Origin of the sequence: Pseudomonas urethralis, assembly GCF_021602465.1 — a bacterium.
Lineage (GTDB): Bacteria > Pseudomonadota > Gammaproteobacteria > Pseudomonadales > Pseudomonadaceae > Aquipseudomonas > Aquipseudomonas vlassakiae.
The window spans coordinates 157,562-174,991 of record NZ_BQIJ01000013.1; the positions used below are offsets into that span (position 1 = coordinate 157,562).

At 56.7% G+C, this 17,430-nt stretch carries 16 protein-coding genes; 10 read left to right on the forward strand and 6 right to left on the reverse strand.

Annotated features, from left to right (window positions below):
* Window positions 1–19 precede the first annotated feature (19 nt).
* The 3 genes from L6D64_RS20215 to L6D64_RS20225 all read left to right on the forward strand — a co-directional run bounded on the left by L6D64_RS20215 (window position 20) and on the right by L6D64_RS20225 (window position 3,056).
* Complete coding sequence (locus L6D64_RS20215) at window positions 20–1,936, forward strand: TniQ family protein (protein ID WP_010951430.1); 1,917 nt, start codon at window positions 20–22, stop codon at window positions 1,934–1,936.
* A 56-nt stretch (window positions 1,937–1,992) separates the two neighbouring features.
* Window positions 1,993–2,352: a histone-like nucleoid-structuring protein, MvaT/MvaU family gene (locus L6D64_RS20220; RefSeq protein ID WP_010951431.1), complete on the forward strand. Its 360-nt coding sequence runs from the start codon at window positions 1,993–1,995 to the stop codon at window positions 2,350–2,352.
* A 371-nt stretch (window positions 2,353–2,723) separates the two neighbouring features.
* The gene (locus tag L6D64_RS20225) at window positions 2,724–3,056 is read left to right on the forward strand and encodes a DUF2790 domain-containing protein (RefSeq protein ID WP_011953079.1); all 333 of its coding nucleotides are present in this window, start codon (window positions 2,724–2,726) and stop codon (window positions 3,054–3,056) included.
* A gap of 97 nt (window positions 3,057–3,153) precedes the next feature.
* Here L6D64_RS20225 and L6D64_RS20230 read toward each other — a convergent pair whose 3' ends face one another.
* The 6 genes from L6D64_RS20230 to L6D64_RS20255 form a co-directional block, all read right to left on the reverse strand.
* On the reverse strand, window positions 3,154–3,609 hold the full coding sequence (locus tag L6D64_RS20230) for a DUF411 domain-containing protein (RefSeq protein WP_011953080.1): 456 nt from the start codon (window positions 3,607–3,609) through the stop codon (window positions 3,154–3,156).
* Window positions 3,599–4,378, reverse strand: coding sequence for a c-type cytochrome (locus L6D64_RS20235; RefSeq protein WP_011953081.1), 780 nt, complete (start codon window positions 4,376–4,378; stop codon window positions 3,599–3,601). Before L6D64_RS20235 ends, L6D64_RS20230 begins: the two co-directional genes overlap by 11 nt.
* A gap of 9 nt (window positions 4,379–4,387) precedes the next feature.
* Window positions 4,388–5,503 carry a copper resistance protein B gene (locus L6D64_RS20240; protein WP_011953082.1) on the reverse strand — a complete coding sequence of 372 codons (1,116 nt, stop codon included), beginning with the start codon at window positions 5,501–5,503 and terminating at the stop codon, window positions 4,388–4,390.
* On the reverse strand, window positions 5,493–5,792 hold the full coding sequence (locus L6D64_RS20245; RefSeq protein ID WP_176508570.1) for a hypothetical protein: 300 nt from the start codon (window positions 5,790–5,792) through the stop codon (window positions 5,493–5,495). The genes L6D64_RS20240 and L6D64_RS20245 overlap by 11 nt, the downstream gene beginning before the upstream one ends.
* 14 nt (window positions 5,793–5,806) lie before the next feature.
* The gene (locus L6D64_RS20250; protein ID WP_023377932.1) at window positions 5,807–7,717 is read right to left on the reverse strand and encodes a copper resistance system multicopper oxidase; all 1,911 of its coding nucleotides are present in this window, start codon (window positions 7,715–7,717) and stop codon (window positions 5,807–5,809) included.
* A gap of 182 nt (window positions 7,718–7,899) precedes the next feature.
* Window positions 7,900–8,106, reverse strand: a complete 207-nt coding sequence (locus L6D64_RS20255) for a co-regulatory protein PtrA N-terminal domain-containing protein (protein WP_011953085.1) — start codon at window positions 8,104–8,106, stop codon at window positions 7,900–7,902.
* Between the two features lie 166 nt (window positions 8,107–8,272).
* On the opposite strand from L6D64_RS20255, the gene L6D64_RS20260 reads away from it, so the two are divergent.
* From L6D64_RS20260 to L6D64_RS28590, 7 genes are all read left to right on the forward strand, one after another.
* Window positions 8,273–8,950, forward strand: a complete 678-nt coding sequence (locus tag L6D64_RS20260; RefSeq protein ID WP_011953086.1) for a heavy metal response regulator transcription factor — start codon at window positions 8,273–8,275, stop codon at window positions 8,948–8,950.
* Entirely contained in the window at window positions 8,950–10,356 is a 1,407-nt protein-coding gene (locus tag L6D64_RS20265) for a heavy metal sensor histidine kinase (protein ID WP_011953087.1), read from the forward strand. The genes L6D64_RS20260 and L6D64_RS20265 overlap by 1 nt, the downstream gene beginning before the upstream one ends.
* 470 nt (window positions 10,357–10,826) lie before the next feature.
* Window positions 10,827–12,080 (forward strand): TolC family protein, encoded by a 1,254-nt coding sequence (locus L6D64_RS20275; RefSeq protein WP_176510214.1) that lies wholly within the window; start codon window positions 10,827–10,829, stop codon window positions 12,078–12,080.
* The gene (locus L6D64_RS20280; protein WP_011953090.1) at window positions 12,077–13,543 is read left to right on the forward strand and encodes an efflux RND transporter periplasmic adaptor subunit; all 1,467 of its coding nucleotides are present in this window, start codon (window positions 12,077–12,079) and stop codon (window positions 13,541–13,543) included. The genes L6D64_RS20275 and L6D64_RS20280 overlap by 4 nt, the downstream gene beginning before the upstream one ends.
* Window positions 13,540–16,698, forward strand: a complete 3,159-nt coding sequence (locus L6D64_RS20285) for an efflux RND transporter permease subunit (protein WP_011953091.1) — start codon at window positions 13,540–13,542, stop codon at window positions 16,696–16,698. The genes L6D64_RS20280 and L6D64_RS20285 overlap by 4 nt, the downstream gene beginning before the upstream one ends.
* Entirely contained in the window at window positions 16,695–17,042 is a 348-nt protein-coding gene (locus L6D64_RS20290) for a copper-binding protein (RefSeq protein ID WP_011953092.1), read from the forward strand. The genes L6D64_RS20285 and L6D64_RS20290 overlap by 4 nt, the downstream gene beginning before the upstream one ends.
* Before the next feature lie 282 nt (window positions 17,043–17,324).
* On the forward strand, window positions 17,325–17,430 hold a 106-nt coding region (locus tag L6D64_RS28590; protein ID WP_373874251.1), incomplete at its 3' end, for a hypothetical protein.

The following is a 17,430-nucleotide window of genomic DNA, read 5'->3' on the forward strand; positions in this document are numbered from 1 at the left end:
ATTTCATGGATGTGTAGGAATGTTTGGTCTTTTAATCAACCCACGACCACACCAAGACGAAAGTCTTTTGGGGTACCTGCAGCGCCTGGCGAAAGCCAACGGATTACCCAGAAAGGAACTGCTCACCGCCTTTGCACGAGCCGACGAGACCGATGTTGCGGACTGGCTGCAGATGATGGAAGGACCACTGAGCTGGCCTGCGGTATCTGCTGAGTTTCGTGATCCAAGGCCCAAGGGGGTCAAGTTATGGACGACTCATCACGCTCGTTACTGTCCGATCTGTTTGGGCGAAGCCGGTTATTGGAGAGAAAGCTGGGGCTTGACCCTGGTTACGACGTGTTCTGTCCACGGCACTGAACTCCACGGGCGGTGCCCCAACTGTCTGAAGGAAACCGATCCAAGCGCAATGAGTGCGAATAGTTGCCAAGCGTGTGGCACCTCATTGAGTGGGACCAATTTTGAGATCGCGCCGGCGAGTGATACGGCCGCCTGGCTCACCTCTGGCTTTGAAGATAGGTTTTACGCCGACTCGTTGCCAGCTGACGCGGGATTGGCGGCCCTCACCTACGAACAGTTTCACGAGTTGTCATCGCGTCTCGCTGTCAGAAGTTTGCCTACGGAAAGAACCCAGCCGCTGAAGGTTGCTGATTCGGGTTCGCTAGAGATATCGCGGCTTATGGCAAACGCGGCGGGCGTGGTTCTCATGAACTGGCCTCTCGCATTCAGAGAACTGCTGAGTGGCCTCAAGGCAGTCCATTCCGATAACGAACATTGGACGCTCAGCAGATCGTTCGGCCCGATATACCACGACATCCACCGTGATCTGGATGACTCTTGTTTTGACTTTCTTCGTCGAGAGTTCGAATCATTTCTGCAGCATGCGTGGGAAGCACCGTTAGCGAAGCGAAATCGCAATTTGAGTGAGGAGACGATTGAGAGACATCGTTGGGTGTCGTTCGATTCTGCTGCTGAAGCTTGTGGTCTCGGGGTATCAGTCATAAAACGCCTTCATCAGGAGGGACAAATCGCCTATCGGGAGAAGGTCCATGAAGATCGAGTCTTTACGGTCGTGGACCTGGATCATTTGAAGGCAATCTCGCAGCATCTCCAGGGCGTGGCTGATATGAAAGAAACCTCGACTTTGCTAAGCCTCTGTCGCAATCGGGTTAGGCAGCTGCTAGCTGGTGGTACCCTCCAGTTCTTTGGTGGAGAACCGCGCCCAGGCGAAAGGTGGCTGATTGACTGCCGCTCGATCAACGAATTGATTGATGAGAAGCTGCCTACCAGCTCTGACCAGAGCCTGGTGTCGATCAACTACTTGGCCAAGCATTCTCTGCCCAAGGGGGGTGGGTTGGTCGAGTTGGTTCAGGCAATACGTGCAGGTGAACTTCGCGCTTACGGCCCAGCTGAGAATGGCTCGGTTGCGGTAGGGGCGTGGTTACTCAAGCCGCAAGATTTTGCAGCGTGGCAACAAGCCCGAGCTGAGAACAAGAGTCCGGTCTTTCCCGGCCTGTCGGTAGTCAAGGCTGCTGCGCTGTTAGGCGTCAAAGAACAATGCGCATACGCGTTCGTTCGACTGGGTCTGCTATGGAGCACTGCTGTCGAACGAGGCCGGCGTACGCAATTGATGGTTAAGCCTCAAGCCATCGACAGATTCAGGCGTGGCTATATCTTGGGACCGGAGATTGCGGTGTATTTGGGGAAGTCGACCAGGGAGGCGTTCAAGCACCTTTGGGAGGCCAGGTTTCGCCCCGTTGCGGGGCCATCCATTCCAAACGCGGCTTGCCGGCAGTACGTTTGGGTAAGAAGCAAAAAGCTGATCGATTACCTCGCAAGTGAAGCCGCCCAGATCGACGATCCTGAAGCCATCACGTTTTTATCCACACCGATCGCTCAGCCTCGTGATTGCCGATTCAGGCATGTGGGATCAAGATAGTTAGCACGCTTTCTTTCTTGATTGCTAAAATCATCGAACCCATTTTGGAGAATCTTATGTCCCGTCTCGCTGAATTCCGCCTGCTCGAACAACAGCTCGCAGCCCAACTGGCGGAGCTGGAAGCGCTGAAAAATGACTCTGCCCTGAAGCAGGAAATGGAATTTGAAACGAAGCTGCGCAGTTTGCTCAACGAGTATGGCTACGGCCTGCGCCAAGTGGTGCTGATCCTCGATCCGCAAGCGGTGGCTTCCACTGATATGGCCCCAAAAACCTCTCGGAAACCACGCGAAGTGAAGGTCTACAAGAATCCACACAGCGGAGAGGTTGTTGAGACCAAGGGTGGTAATCAGCGTACGCTTAAGGCCTGGAAAAACGAGTATGGCGCTGAGGTAGTCGAGTCTTGGCTCGCCAATTGATTGCACTGCAGGCGGCTTCTGGCACGAGATGAATCGTGGTGCGCCCCGAATGCAAATTCCCATTCTGGGGCGTGACGAAATTTTCTGCGGGTGGTGGATTTAGAGAATTAAAACTGTCGCTAGAGGGTCCCGTCTTTCGCGGCCTGCAGCCATTTGGAGAGGAAACGCAAAACTGTCGCAATCACCCAAAACGCCGGTTCAGACTGATTCGCTAGAGAATTAAAACTGTCGCAGCCTGAAACGACGCGGCTTTCACGTGTATTCAGAGCCATCATTATCGATAGCCTGCTTACAAACATGTAATTCCTGGATCACGTGGATGACAGCTCCCAGTCGGTAAGCTTCACTCATGTCTTCATGGAGTAACAGAAATGAACACCGCTAAAAGCATTGCCGCCCTCATGCTCGTAATCGCCTCCTCATCCGCTTTAGCTGAAGGAGGATCTGATCGCTTACACGGAAAGATGATTCAGGCAAATGAGCAAGCAATGCGTGCCTACGCCGCTGCCAATGGAAAAAAACCACCTGAAGTGATCCATTATCGCTACGGAATGAAACTGGATGTGGCGAGAGTTATCAGTATGACTTCGCTCAAAGGTAGCTGCGACGTGATGCCGACACAGATGAATTACGAGGACTCAACAGGTGAGTTGAAAATCCTCGAATATCGCTCTGCTGGAATTAACTGTAGAGGTCAAAACTGACCGAAGGGACAGGGTAAGTCTTGGAGTAAGCTGACCACGACCAGCGCTGCAGCTGGTCGGCTGGCCGGCAGAAGCCCTTCCCCCGGGGCATCTTGCATTACGTGTCAGGATAACTGGCAACTACTTGATCGTCCCCACTCTTGGTGAGGCCGATGACTTGATAGGCGTGTTTCATGCCATCAACCTCCATACCTGGTGAGCCAGCGGGCATGCCAGGTACCGCGACGCCTGCCAGGTCGTTGCGCTTTATGAGCTCCTGCACCTGGGCTGCGGGGACGTGACCTTCCACAAACTTGCCATCGATAACCGCGGTGTGACACGAAGCCAGCCTCGGAGCTACTCCTAGCTCTTGCTTCACCGCCCTCATGTCCGTTTCAACGTGGTCGACGACCTTGAAGCCGTTTGCCTCCAAGTGCGCTATCCATTTCTTACAGCAACCGCAATTAGCGTCCCGGTGCACATCGATAGTCAGGGGCTCCGCAGCAAAGGCGGCTGAGGCGATTAGAAGTGACGCTGCGGTACTTAAACCGAGGAAGCGGCGCTTACTTGTCATGAGTGTGCTCCTTCCCGTCTTTGTGCACATGGGTTTTGGGAGTAGAACCTGTGTGGTGGTCCGAGTGCGCCTCGCCGGACTCGTGTTCACCGTGGTGCTCCGCTACTGATGAAGACTCCGAATGCGAACTGCCATGATCATGACTTTCCTCAGCCACGCCGTTTGCTGCGGAATCATCATGATTTCCATGACCTGATTTCGCACCACCGTGTTGGCCTTCATGGTTATGCATATCGCTTTCGCCACCGCCATGTTGGTGACCACCACTGGAAGCGACCATCATCTGGTACTGCTCAGCATTGAGTTGCGGTAGCTGGTCCAGGAACGCGACGATTCCCCAGATGTACTGGTCGTCCATGCTCTTACCCCAGGCTGGCATGCCTGTCGCTTTGATACCGTGCTTGATGGTCCAAAACGCAGCAGCAGGGTCACCGCTTACACCTATCTCGGTGAGGTTTGGTGGGGATGGGTATAGGGCTTGGCTGAGTTCAGTTTTCTCCACCCCTGGCGCGAGGTGGCAACCGATACACATGGCGTTGTAGTTGCCTGCCCCTGCTTGGATGAGAGCAGGATCTTTAAGGTTTGGCACCTCAATGTCGCTTGCTCGGACTTCAATCGAGCGATCCCGCGCCATGGCCAAAAACGCATGCACAGCGGGGAAGTGTGGGTCGTCCGCACCAACGTTCACGAGACCGAAGTAAGCAGCACCTAGCACTGCTGCGCTAGTAACAGCACCTGCCGCCACCAGCGTTGTAATTGTTTTTTTCATGTTGAGTTCTCAAAACCACATCCGAATACCGGCCACAAAACGAGCTTCGTCCACGTCCCCGCCTTCATCCCGAATGAAATCGGCGGTTTTGCCGTAGGAACGGCTCCAGGTGACACCTATGTATGGCGCGAACTGGCGAACAATCTCGTACCGTAACCGCAGCCCGACTTCGGTGTTTGCCAGGCCAGAGCCGACGCCGCGTTCCGGGTCGTTCTTGCCATAAAAGTTGGCCTCAGCGGTTGGCTGAAGAATTAAACGATTGGTTAGCAAGATGTCGTACTCGCCCTCCAGACGGGCAGCGGTTTGACCGTTCTCGCCGATAAAGGCGGTGGCTTCAGCTTCGAAGTCATACAGGGCCAGGCCCTGAATACCGAACGCAGCCCAGGTCTGCGGATCCTCCGGTTTGAAATCCTGCCGGACGCCGGCGACAACATCCCACCACGGGCTTACCGAGCGGCCATAGAGGAGCTGCAGCTCAGCATCTTCAGTCACACCATTGGTTCGTTCACCTTCCGAGCGAATCCAGAGCCTATTGATATCGCCGCCCACCCAGCCGGATGCATCCCAAGCAAGCGTGCTACCTTCATCGGCATCTTGGTATTCCAGTTGGTCTAGCAAGAAAAAGCTGTTGAACCCGCTGTCATCCATTTTGTGCCCGTCAAGCGGGGGGAAGGCAGCCTGCCGGTCGGCATCAGTCAGCACCGGGATTGGCGTACGGCTGGTCGGGGTCGGCGAATCAGCGTTCCCGTTTCCCATCGTGGAATGACCCATCGCGCCATGATCCATGCCTTCCATGGACCCGTGATCCATGCCTTTCATGCTTCCATGGTCCATCTTGCTGTGGTCCATCGAGGCGGGTTTCGCTTTGGGCTGGCCATGGCCCATTTTGCTGTGATCAACGGGTGCAGGTTGCGTGGGTTGCTTGCTCGCGCCCATCTGGCTGTGGTCCATGCCCGGCATCGCAGCCTGTGATGAGGCGTGGTCCATCTGCATGGCACCGTGGCCCATTGCCGAGTGGTCCATTCCGGAATGATCCATTTCAGCGGCGAAGCTGGGCGAAACGCCCAGCACACCTAAAGAAACGGCGAATGCCAGCAGCGATGGTCGTGCAACGCTATTGGCCATTTTTCCCTGCCTTAGCTTTGTCGCTGCCATGCGATTCCATCATTTTGCTGTGATCCATTCCTTCCATGGAACCATGATCCATGCCTTTCATGGAGCCGTGATCCATGCCTTCATGGTTCATGCCCTGGGCTTGCTTGCTCTTCGAGCCGTTCGATTGCGCCGCGTTGGACGACTTTTGAGAGTGCTGATCATGGTTGTCACTGGACCAGGAAGACGGGGCGTACACCGCGAGCAGGCCAACCATCGCGGCAGAGAGGAAAAAGGCGCTTCGTTTCATTGGTTTGCTCATCTCGTATCTCCAGTTCATTCGTCCACGCGGACTTCTCGGAACATGCCCATCTCCATGTGGTACATGAGGTGACAGTGATAGGCCCAGCGCCCGAGTGCATCTGCGGTTACGCGATAGCTTCGTTTCGAGCCAGGCGGCATATCGATCGTGTGTTTTCGCACCATGAAATTGCCGTCCTCATCCTCCAGGTCACTCCACATGCCGTGCAGATGGATGGGGTGAGTCATCATGGTGTCGTTGACCAAGGTAATACGCAGGCGCTCGCCGTACTTGAGCCGCAGCGGCTCTGCGTCAGAAAACTTGATCCCATCGAAGGACCAAGCGAACTTTTCCATATGCCCGGTAAGGTGCAGTTCGATTGTCCGGCCAGGTTCCCGGCCGTCAGGGTCGATGAAGGTGCTACGCAAATCCGAATACGTGAGAACCCGACGCCCGTTATCGCGAAGCCCGATCCCCGGATCGCTCAGCTTTGGCGTAGGGGTCATGGTCTGCATATCGACCAGAGGGTTGTTTGTTTCGGAGGCGGGATGGTTCTGCATGGCACCGCTGGCGGCCATATTGCTTTGGTCCATACCGGTCATGTTGCCGTGGTCCATGCCAGCCATCTTGCTATGGTCCATACCGGCCATGCTGCCGTGGTCCATGCCAGCCATCTTGCTATGGTCCATACCGGCCATGCTGCCGTGGTCCATGCCAGCCATCTTGCTATGGTCCATACCGGCCATGCTGCCGTGGTCCATGCCAGCCATCTTGCTGTGGTCCATACCGGCCATGCTGCCGTGATCCATGCCACCCATGCTGCCGTGGTCCATCCCCATATCACTCATGGAGATGAGAGGCCTTGGATCTACAGCCGGCACCGGTGCCTGCAGGCCCTCACGGACAGCCAAGGTACCCCTTGAATAGCCGGTGCGATCCATGGATTGAGCAAAGATGGTGTAAGCCTGCTCGTTTTCAGGCTCGACAATGACATCGTAGGTTTCAGCAACGGCAATCCGGAATTCATCGATCGACACTGGCTTAACGTACTGACCGTCGGCTGCGACAACCGTCATTTTCAAGCCGGGGATCCGCACGTCGAAATAGGTCATCGCCGAGCCATTGATAAAGCGAAGCCGGATTTTCTCCCCTGGCTTGAAGATTCCCGTCCAGTTCCCATTTGGCGCCTGGCCGTTCATGAGGTAGGTGTAGGTGTGCCCGCTCACGTCAGCGAGATCGGTTGGGCTCATCTTCATCTCGGCCCACATCTTTCGATCGGCCACAGCAGCAGACCAACCTTTCTCGCTCACGTCGTCGACGAAGTCGCCAACGGTGCGCTTGTGGAAGTTGTAATAGTCCGACTGTTTTTTGAGCTTGGACATAACCCGCGCCGGGTCTTCGTCGGTCCAATCACTCAGCATGACGACATAGTCACGATCGTAGGTGAAAGGCTCTGGATCCTTGGCATCAATCACCAGCGCACCGTAAACACCGACCTGCTCCTGGAAGCCCGAATGGCTGTGGTACCAGTAGGTGCCGTTCTGGTGGACCTTGAACTTGTACTCGTACATGCCGTCGGGAGCGATGCCATGGAAGCTTAGACCCGGCACGCCGTCCATATTCGCCGGCAGGATGATGCCGTGCCAGTGGATGGACGTGTCCTGCTTCAAGCGGTTGCGAACCCGTAGCGTGACCGTGTCGCCTTCGCGCCAACGGAGTATTGGTCCTGGCAGCGAACCGTTGATGGCCATCGCCGTTCGAGCTGCCCCGGTAATGTTCACCGGGAGCTCCCCGATGTACAGGTCAAAATCGGTGCCGGTCAGTACGTTAGGCTGGCCAGGGCTGGTTACGGCCCAGACCGGCGCGCGCCACATGCCCAGCCCACCCAGTAGTCCGGTAGCAGCCAGGCCTTTGACGAATGAACGTCTCGTGGTTTTGCTTTGCATGCCGTTGCGTCCAATCAGGTAGATCGCTGATATCCAGACTGCGGGATCCGCAGCCATCTGGTTTCAATTGAGCTCCCCCAAGCCTCGTAGACTTTCGCCAAAGCACAAGGATTGCGGGAGGCAATACCCCGAAAGCTGACATAGTTCAGATTCCGGGGTGATTACATTTCTGTAAGCTAAGCTCAGCAGCTCTCGTGGCCGGGGTGCTTTTGGCTTTGGGCGGTAACAGGAGCCTCTGCTTTTTTCTCCTGAGCAACCTGGTAAGCCTGCATGGAAGATGCACGTGCAGCTTCCATCCTGGCGAAGGTGCGATCCGCGCCGCCTTCAGCCAGGGCGAGGCTCGCCATGCCGAAGGTGACTACCATCACAATCGCTTTGATCATGTTCATTTGCGTTTCCTCTAAGGGTCAGTTTCGCCTGATTGGCGCCGTTCACAGTGCTCAAGCTAGCTACCCGGCACTGTCAGCAAGCTGAGCCCGACATTACTTTTCCGTCAGCTTCTGGTTGGGTGCCTTTTTTGCTGCACACTGAAGGGCATCCAAGGGGGCGCAGCAGATGAAATTACTCGTAGCCGAAGATGAGCCAAAAATCGGGGCCTACCTGCAGCAAGGGCTGACGGAGGCAGGCTTTACCGTCGATCGTGTGGTCACAGGGACCGACGCGCTGCAATACGCTTTGAGCGAGGCGTATGACCTGCTGATTCTTGATGTAATGATGCCGGGGCTAGACGGCTGGGAGGTGCTGCGGATGGTACGTGCGGCAGGGAAAGAGGTCCCAGTCTTGTTTTTGACGGCCCGTGATGGCGTGGACGATCGCGTGAAAGGGTTAGAACTCGGGGCTGACGATTACCTGGTCAAACCCTTTGCATTCTCGGAACTGCTAGCGCGTGTGCGCACTTTGCTGCGAAGAGGCAGCAGTGGCTATGCTCAGACCACTATGAAGATGGCTGACCTGGAGGTAGACCTGCTTAAGCGCCGGGCCACCCGAAATGGCAAGCGGATCGACCTCACAGCCAAGGAGTTCTCCTTACTGGAACTACTCATGCGCCGACGCGGCGAGGTACTGCCGAAGTCCCTGATCGCATCGCAGGTGTGGGATATGAACTTCGACAGCGACACTAACGTGATCGAGGTTGCTGTTCGTAGGTTGCGGGCCAAGATTGATGACGATTTCGCCCCCAAGCTCATACATACAGTTCGTGGCATGGGCTATCTGATGGATGTTCCCGAGTAATGCGCGCCCAATCGTCGCTCGTTAAACGCCTTACCCTCATGTTCATGTTCGCGGTCATCGCCGTATTGGTCGTTGCCGGCGTGAGCTTCTACATGCTCAGTCAGCACCATTTCCAGATGCTGGATGAGCAAGCCCTGGCCGAGAAACTCGAATCCACCCGGCACATCCTTTCACTTTCAGCAGCACGTGATGAACTTGAGGATCAGGAGCCTCAACTGCGTGCTTTGTTGGGGGCTCATCAGGACCTTTCTGCGGAGATTCTTGATGCTGACGGTACTGTCCTGTTCTCGGACTCCAAGGCATCCCGCATCCCTGAGCGCTTTAAGCAGGCCTCTTCTGGCGCCGTTTGGGACTGGCAAATCGACTCGCGGAACTTCCGGGGGATTACCTCTCAACTGGCTATAGCGCAGGCGCAGGCGCCGGTAACAGTCATGTTGATGCTGGATGTCACCAGCCATGCCCACTTTTTCAAGACGCTGCAATGGTGGTTCGGCATTGGCTTGGTCATCAGCGCTCTGGTTAGTGCAGGATTGGGGTGGATCGTGGCCAAGAGCGGTCTTCGGCCGGTTGGGCAGATCACCAAGGTGGCGACATCCATGTCTGCCCGGTCCCTTCGCGAGCGAATTCCATTGGAGCCCGTGCCGCTTGAATTGCAGGAGCTGATCCTCTCCTTCAACGGAATGCTTGCACGCCTGGAAGACGCGTTCGTCCGGCTATCAAACTTCTCAGCCGACATCGCACATGAGCTGCGGACTCCGGTAAGTAATCTTCTGACGCATACCGAAGTCGTTCTGACCAAAAAACGCGACCTCGATGCCTACGAAGACAACCTCTACTCCAATCTTGAAGACCTCAAGCGCATGTCGCGCATGATCGATGACATGCTGTTCCTGGCAAAAGCTGATAACGGCTTGATCATCCCCGAGCAGGTTGATATCGATCTGGTCGGGCTAGTGTCCAGACTGATTGAGTACTACCAGCTTGCAGCCGAAGACCGAAGCATTCGGCTTGCCCTTCAAGGCGAAGGTACGATCCGTGGTGACCGGCTAATGATTGACCGGGCGGTTTCCAACATTCTATCCAACGCTTTGCGCTATACCCCCGAAGGCCACGATATCGCCGTCCGGATTGTCGAGGCGGCTGATCAAGTGAACCTGTCCGTCCAGAACAATGGGGCCACGATTGATCCGGAACATATCAACAAAATCTTCGACCGGTTCTATCGCGCTGACCCTGCAAGGCGGGAAGGAAGCCCAAGCAACGCCGGCTTGGGTCTGGCCATAACGCGTTCGATCATCGAGGCTCATGGTGGGCGAATTTGGTGTACCTCCGCTGACGGCGTGACGAGTTTTCACATCGCTCTGCCGCACGCCAAACAATCCACTTCCAAGCCTCAAACGGCTTAATGCTCATTTCATGCGTGTAACCTATACTCGGCCATCATGAACCGGCTCCTACGACTGTTCACCATCCTGCTTCTAATCGCATCGCTTCCTCTCAACGGCATGGCGGGAGTCGACTCAGCCATTGAACCATGCCCCATGCAAACCATGGGGATGGAGATGATGGCGGGGATGGATCACGATTGTTGCCAGGATACTGATCCAGGATCAGCTGCCGACCACTCCAAAGCCTGCAAAGTGGGCCAGGAGTGTAGAACCGCGAGCACAGTTCAGGTCGAAATAATTAACCCCACGCTCACCTATTCTGCGCCTAGGCCAGTAGATACCTATGCGGTGAGCCTCGTAAACAGGGCGCCTCCTGACCCTTGGCGGCCACCCCGCGCCTGATTACCTCTTAAATTCACCCCATCGTCCTGTTTTGCAGCCGGATGATGGCATGCGCTTGCGCGCTGATTTTTTGAGGAATCATTTCCATGACTCCCCCACGTTACCGATTAGGGATGGCATGTCTGGCCGCTCTGATCAGCCTGTTGTCGACGTTACCGGCTCAGGCTACACCGTTGTCTCTGGAGGAAGCGCTTCAACTTGCCGAACGCAATGCCCCCATCCTCCAGGCCAGGCAAGAGCAAATGACGACCGCTCGACACGCTGTGATCCCAGCAGGCGAGCTGCCTGATCCACGTCTCAACCTAGGAGTGCAGAACCTTCCTGTTGACGGCAGTGATCGTTGGAGCATGAACCGCGATTTCATGACGATGCAGGTTGTCGGCCTCTCCCAGGAAGTACCAAACCGGGACAAGCGGGAGGCACGAGTTGAGACGGCACGAGCGAGCGTTGAGCGAGCCGATGCAGAGGCGGTGTTCGAGCGCTTAAAAGTGCGTGCTGCCACAGCCCAAGCTTGGGTCGCGGCGTACACCGTTCAACGGAAACTGCAGCAGTTTGAGGACTTCTACAAAGAAAACCGTCTGTTGGCCGCAGCAATCCGCGCACGCCTGGCCGGCGGTACCGGCGCGACGGCCGACGCACTTGCTCCTGACCAGGAAGCTGCGCAACTCGATGAGCAAAAAGATGTTCTGCTCACACAGGCCGCTCAGGCACGGGCTGCACTCAAGCGATGGATTGGAGAGGATGCTGATCCGCAAGCTCAAGCATTTCCGCGCTGGCCAGTGAGCGCGCCGGACTATCTACACGCTATACATGCACATCCAGAATTGGCGACCTACAACGCCCTTACGCGGGAAGCACAAGCTCAAGTGCACCAAGCCTTGGCAGAAAAGAAGTCGGACTGGGGGTGGCAGGTGGATTACCAGCGGCGCGGGCCTGAATTCAGCAATATGGTGAGCCTGCAGGTAAGTTTCCAACTGCCCTTGTTCGCTGGCTCACGGCAGGACCCGATGATCGCGGCACGTCGCGCACAAGTCCGGCAACTGGAGGACGAACAGGAAGCGGCATTGCGTGAGCATAAAGCGCAGCTGGAGACAGATCTTGCGGATTACCAGCGATTGCAGCGAGCAGTGCAGCGCAGCCGTGAAACATTGTTACCGCTAGCGGAGGATCGAGTCCGCCTCGCCCTTGCTGACTATCGAGCCGGTAAATCACCCTTAAGTGAGGTTCTCACCGCTCGACGTCAGCGGGTTGAAACACGACTGCAAGACATCGATCTGCAAGGACAGTTGGCCGCGACAGCTGCACGGCTGCACTTCGCGTATGGAGAGGTGCGCGCATGAGAAATTCAACTATCAGCCTTGTGGTATTGGCCGCGTTGGCTATCGGCGGTGGCGTTGGCTATCAGCTAGCAAAGCGTGGGCAGGTGTCCACTGCCTCCCCTGAAACGCTACAGAAGGTGCTGTATTGGTATGACCCGATGTACCCCCAGCAGCACTTTCCAGCACCGGGCAAGTCGCCCTTCATGGACATGCCACTGGTGCCGAAGTACCAGGAAAGCACCGCTGCTGAGGTGAGCCCCGCAGTTCAAGTTTCACAGGGGCTCCAACAAAACCTGGGGGTCCGTCTGGCTACCGTAGCGAAAGGGCAGCTTGCTCGAACCCTCCAGGTGAGCGGCGTGCTTACCTTCGATGAGCGGGATTTTAGCGTTCTGCAGGCTCGTACCGGTGGCTACGTCGAACGCACCTATGGCCGCGCTACAGGCGACGTGGTTGCCAAGGGCGCCCCATTGGCAGATGTGTTGACGCCTGAATGGGCGGGCTTGCAGGAAGAGTACCTGGCGCTTCAGCGATCTGGGGACAATGAATTGCGCGCTGCAGCTCGGCAACGACTACTGCTGGCGGGTATGCCTGCCGATCTTATCAACCGGATTGACCGTACGGGAAGGGTCCAGAATTCGGTAACGCTCTTGGCCCCAACAGCAGGCGTCCTTCAGGCTCTGGAATTGCGGCCAGGCATGACAATGACACCGGGTGCAACGTTGGCGAAGATCAATGGTATCGCGAACGTCTGGCTTGAGGCCGCAGTACCTGAAGCGCAAGCCCAAGGCCTACAGGAAGGACAGGCAGTGCAGGCGAATCTGGCAGCGTTCCCAGGCGAACCTGTTCCCGGCAAGCTGACCGCATTGCTGGCTGATGCGGATCTGCAAAGCCGCACCTTGCGGCTTCGTATAGAACTGCCCAACCCCGGCGGCCGGTTGCGCCCAGGCATGACCGCGCAGGTTTCCCTCCATCCGTCCGGGCAACAGGATGACAGCCTACTGGTGCCAGCCGAGGCGATCATTCGGACGGGGAAACGCGATCTCGTAATGGTGTCAGAAGACGGAGGTCGATTCCGGCCGGTGGAAGTAGTGCTCGGCCAGGAAAGTGCTGGCCAGGTGGTCGTGCTGCGAGGCCTTCAGGCGGGCCAGCGCGTTGTGGCGTCCGGGCAGTTTCTGCTGGACTCCGAAGCGAGCTTGAAAGGTATCGAGGCCGTTACTGCTGGCGATGCTCCACTTGCGCAACCTGTACAGCCGGCTCTACATCAGGCCAATGGGCGCATCGTTCAAATAGAAGGTAATCAGCTGACCATCGCTCATGGACCGTTCGTGACGCTGGGCATGCCTGGTATGACGATGACTTTCCCTGTGGCAGATCCCCGCTTGATTGCCGGACTCAAGGTTGGCGAACGCATCCGGTTTGGAGTGCGCGAGCGCGATGAAGGCATGGTCATCGAGCAAATAACCCAGCAGGAGAACCAGCCATGATCGCGAACCTGATTCGTTGGTCGGTTGGCAACCGCGTCCTGGTCCTGCTGGCAACACTGTTTGCCGTAGCTTGGGGCGTTTTCTCTCTGCGCAGTTTGCCGATCGACGCGTTGCCTGACCTGTCAGATGTGCAGGTGATTATCCGCACCTCCTACCCAGGGCAGGCACCGCAGATCGTGGAAAATCAGGTGACATATCCCCTGACCACCACAATGCTTTCCGTACCCGGAGCCAAGACAGTGCGGGGCTTTTCAGCATTTGGAGACAGCTTCGTATATGTGTTGTTTGAGGACGGCACAGATCTCTATTGGGCGCGGTCCAGGGTGCTCGAATACCTAAGCCAGGTTCAGTCTCGATTACCGGCGTCCGCTAAGCCAGTGCTCGGACCCGATGCCACTGGTGTAGGCTGGATCTACCAGTATGCGCTGGTGGACCGCAGTGGTACCCATGACCTGGCACAGCTGCGCAGCCTTCAGGACTGGTTCCTGCGCTTCGAGTTGAAAACTCTTCCGGACGTTGCCGAAGTGGCGACGATAGGCGGGATGGTCAAGCAGTACCAGGTAGTGCTCGATCCGCTGCGCATGGCCAGCTTGGGAATCACTCAAGTTGAGGTTTCGGACGCCATCGCCAAGGCCAATCAGGAAACCGGTGGCGGCGTGCTCGAACAAGGCGAAGCTGAGTTCATGGTAAGGGCTTCCGGCTATCTGAAGTCACTCGATGATTTCCGAGCCATTCCCCTGCGCCTGGCTGCGAAGGGTATACCCGTAACACTGGGCGATGTAGCCACTGTACAGCTGGGCCCTGAGGCACGTCGCGGCATCGGCGAGCTTGATGGACAGGGCGAAGCGGTGGGCGGCGTAGTAATTCTGCGCAGTGGCAAGAATGCGAAAGATGCCATCGCTCACGTCAAATCCAAGCTTGAATCGCTGGAAAAAAGCCTGCCTGCCGGGGTCGAGCTGGTCACTACCTACGACCGTAGCCAGTTGATCGATCGTGCTGTGGAAAATCTGAGCCAGAAGCTGATTGAAGAGTTCATCGTGGTCGCACTGGTGTGCGCTGCATTTCTTTGGCATCTGCGCTCATCGTTGGTCGCCATCGTCTCGCTTCCGGTTGGTGTCCTCATTGCCCTGATCGTCATGCGCCACCAGGGCATCAACGCCAACATCATGTCGCTTGGGGGCATAGCCATTGCAATCGGTGCGATGGTGGACGCCGCTGTGGTGATGATTGAGAACGCGCACAAACGGGTTGAGGCTTGGCATACGTGGCACCCTGGAAAGTCGTTGCGTGGCGAAGATCATTGGAAAGTGATGACTGAGGCAGCAGTCGAGGTCGGGCCTGCGCTGTTCTTCAGCCTCATGATCATTACGCTGTCCTTCATACCGGTATTCACCTTGCAGGCTCAGGAGGGAAGGCTGTTTGCGCCCCTCGCATTCACCAAGACTTATGCAATGGCAGCAGCAGCGGGCCTTTCGGTTACCCTGGTACCCGTGCTGATGGGGTACTGGATTCGGGGTCGTTTACCGGCAGAAGAGCGCAACCCACTCAATCGAACCCTGATACGGCTCTATCGCCCAGCATTGGAGATCGTTCTACGCCGGCCAAAGCTCACGTTGGCGGGTGCACTGTTGATTTTGCTCAGCAGTGTCTGGCCCCTGAGCCAGCTCGGCGGCGAATTCTTGCCGCCACTGGATGAAGGCGATTTGCTGTACATGCCGACTGCCCTGCCAGGTCTTTCGGCGCAGAAAGCCTCTGAGCTTTTGCAACGTACGGACCGGCTGATCCGAACGGTACCGGAGGTCGCCAGTGTCTTCGGTAAAGCGGGCCGGGCTGAATCAGCGACCGACCCGGCCCCGCTGGAGATGTTCGAGACGACTGTCCGACTTAAACCGAAGGATCAGTGGCGAGCAGGGATGACCACTGAGAAGCTGATCGAAGAGCTGGACCGTACCGTGCAGGTACCTGGGCTAACCAATATCTGGATCCCACCGATTCGAAACCGTATCGACATGCTCGCAACCGGTATCAAAAGCCCGATCGGCGTAAAGGTTGCCGGCAGCAATTTGAATGAGATCGACCGGGTGACTCTGGCTATCGAGAAGGTGGCCAAAACGGTTCCAGGGGTGACTTCCGCCCTCGCCGAGCGATTAACCGGTGGACGCTACATCGATCTGGATATCGACCGCCAATTCGCAGCGCGTTACGGCCTGAACATTGCTGATGTCCAAGCGATTGTTGCCGGCGCCGTTGGGGGCGAAAACATCGGCGAAACCGTAGAAGGCCTGGCGCGATATCCCATCAGTGTTCGGTACCCACGGGAGTGGCGTGACTCTGTTGATGCCCTGCGGCAGCTACCGATTTACACCAGCCAAGGGGGGCGAATCACACTGGGAACCGTGGCACGGGTGCGTATTGCGGACGGTCCACCCATGCTCAAGAGTGAAAACGCGCGCCCCTCGGGCTGGGTGTATATCGACGTGCGGAGACGGGACCTGTCCTCCGTCGTTGCCGACCTGCGCCGGCTAGTCGATCAGCAGGTGAAGCTCGATCCTGGCATAAGCTTGAGCTATTCCGGGCAGTTCGAATACCTGGAGCGCGCCAATGCGCGCTTAGCATGGGTAGTACCGGCGACGCTGGCCATTATTTTCGTCCTTCTCTACCTCACGTTTGGCCGCCTCGGTGAAGCGCTGCTGATCATGGCTACCTTGCCATTTGCGCTAACCGGCGGCGTATGGCTGCTGTACATGATGGGCTACAACCTGTCGGTGGCCACGGGTGTCGGTTTTATCGCCTTGGCTGGGGTCGCAGCAGAGTTTGGAGTCATCATGCTGATCTACCTCAACAATGCCTGGACTGAACGAAACGGCAACGGTACGCAGGGGCAACCTGCGCTTCTGGATGCTATCCGCGAAGGGGCCGTGCAGCGCATCCGCCCCAAAGCCATGACCGTAGCAGTGATCGTCGCAGGCTTGATGCCAATCCTCTGGAGTAGCGGTACCGGCAGCGAAGTCATGAGCCGGATCGCTGTACCCATGGTCGGCGGCATGCTCACCGCGCCTTTGCTCTCACTATTTGTAATCCCTGCGGCTTACTGGCTCGTCAGGCGCCGCGGACTCGCTGTACACGATAACCCCCAAACAGGAGTAACCCGATGAAGAAGCTACTGATCAGCGCTGGCCTGGTGTTCGCCGTTGCGGCGGCGGTGCAGGCCCAAGACATGTATGGCACGGATATGAAGAATATGCCCATGGAAGGCAACGAGACCCAAGGCAGCCAGGCGGCTCCGACTGCATCGGCTGAGGGAACCATCAAAGCTTTGGAACCAGGTAAAGTTACCTTGGCGCATGGACCAGTATCAGCCCTGAAATGGCCGGCAATGACCATGGGCTTCAGCGCTACCGAGCAGCAACTCAAGGGACTCAAGGTAGGCGACAAGGTCAGCTTCGATTTCCGAATGAATGGGGGCACAGCGACGATCGTAGGCATTCGCAAGCAGTGACGGATTGACTTCTAACCCTGCCTATTAGAGCTGATAGGCAGGGTCATTTAGCCAAACTTTGGAAAAAGTGCTGCCGCAATTCCTGACCGCGCCGCCTTCAGCTCTGTGCCTCGGGACGCTAGTTGGTCTTTGCGCTCTGTAGCCGGGATGCATTCAGATCAGAGTAGTAGCTGACGTTTGAGCAGAGATCTTCGTGCATCACGATCTATATGGGTCCAGGCTGTGTGAAAACACCTGCGATTGTCTAACCTTCTGATCGTGGAGATCGTGGCGGGGACGATCATGAAGCGGTTCATTGAAGGTGAGGTCCGGACGCAAGTCACGCTGCTGCCGGAGTGCCTGGATGATTACATCACCGAAGAAAACCCAGTTCGGGTGGTCGACGTTT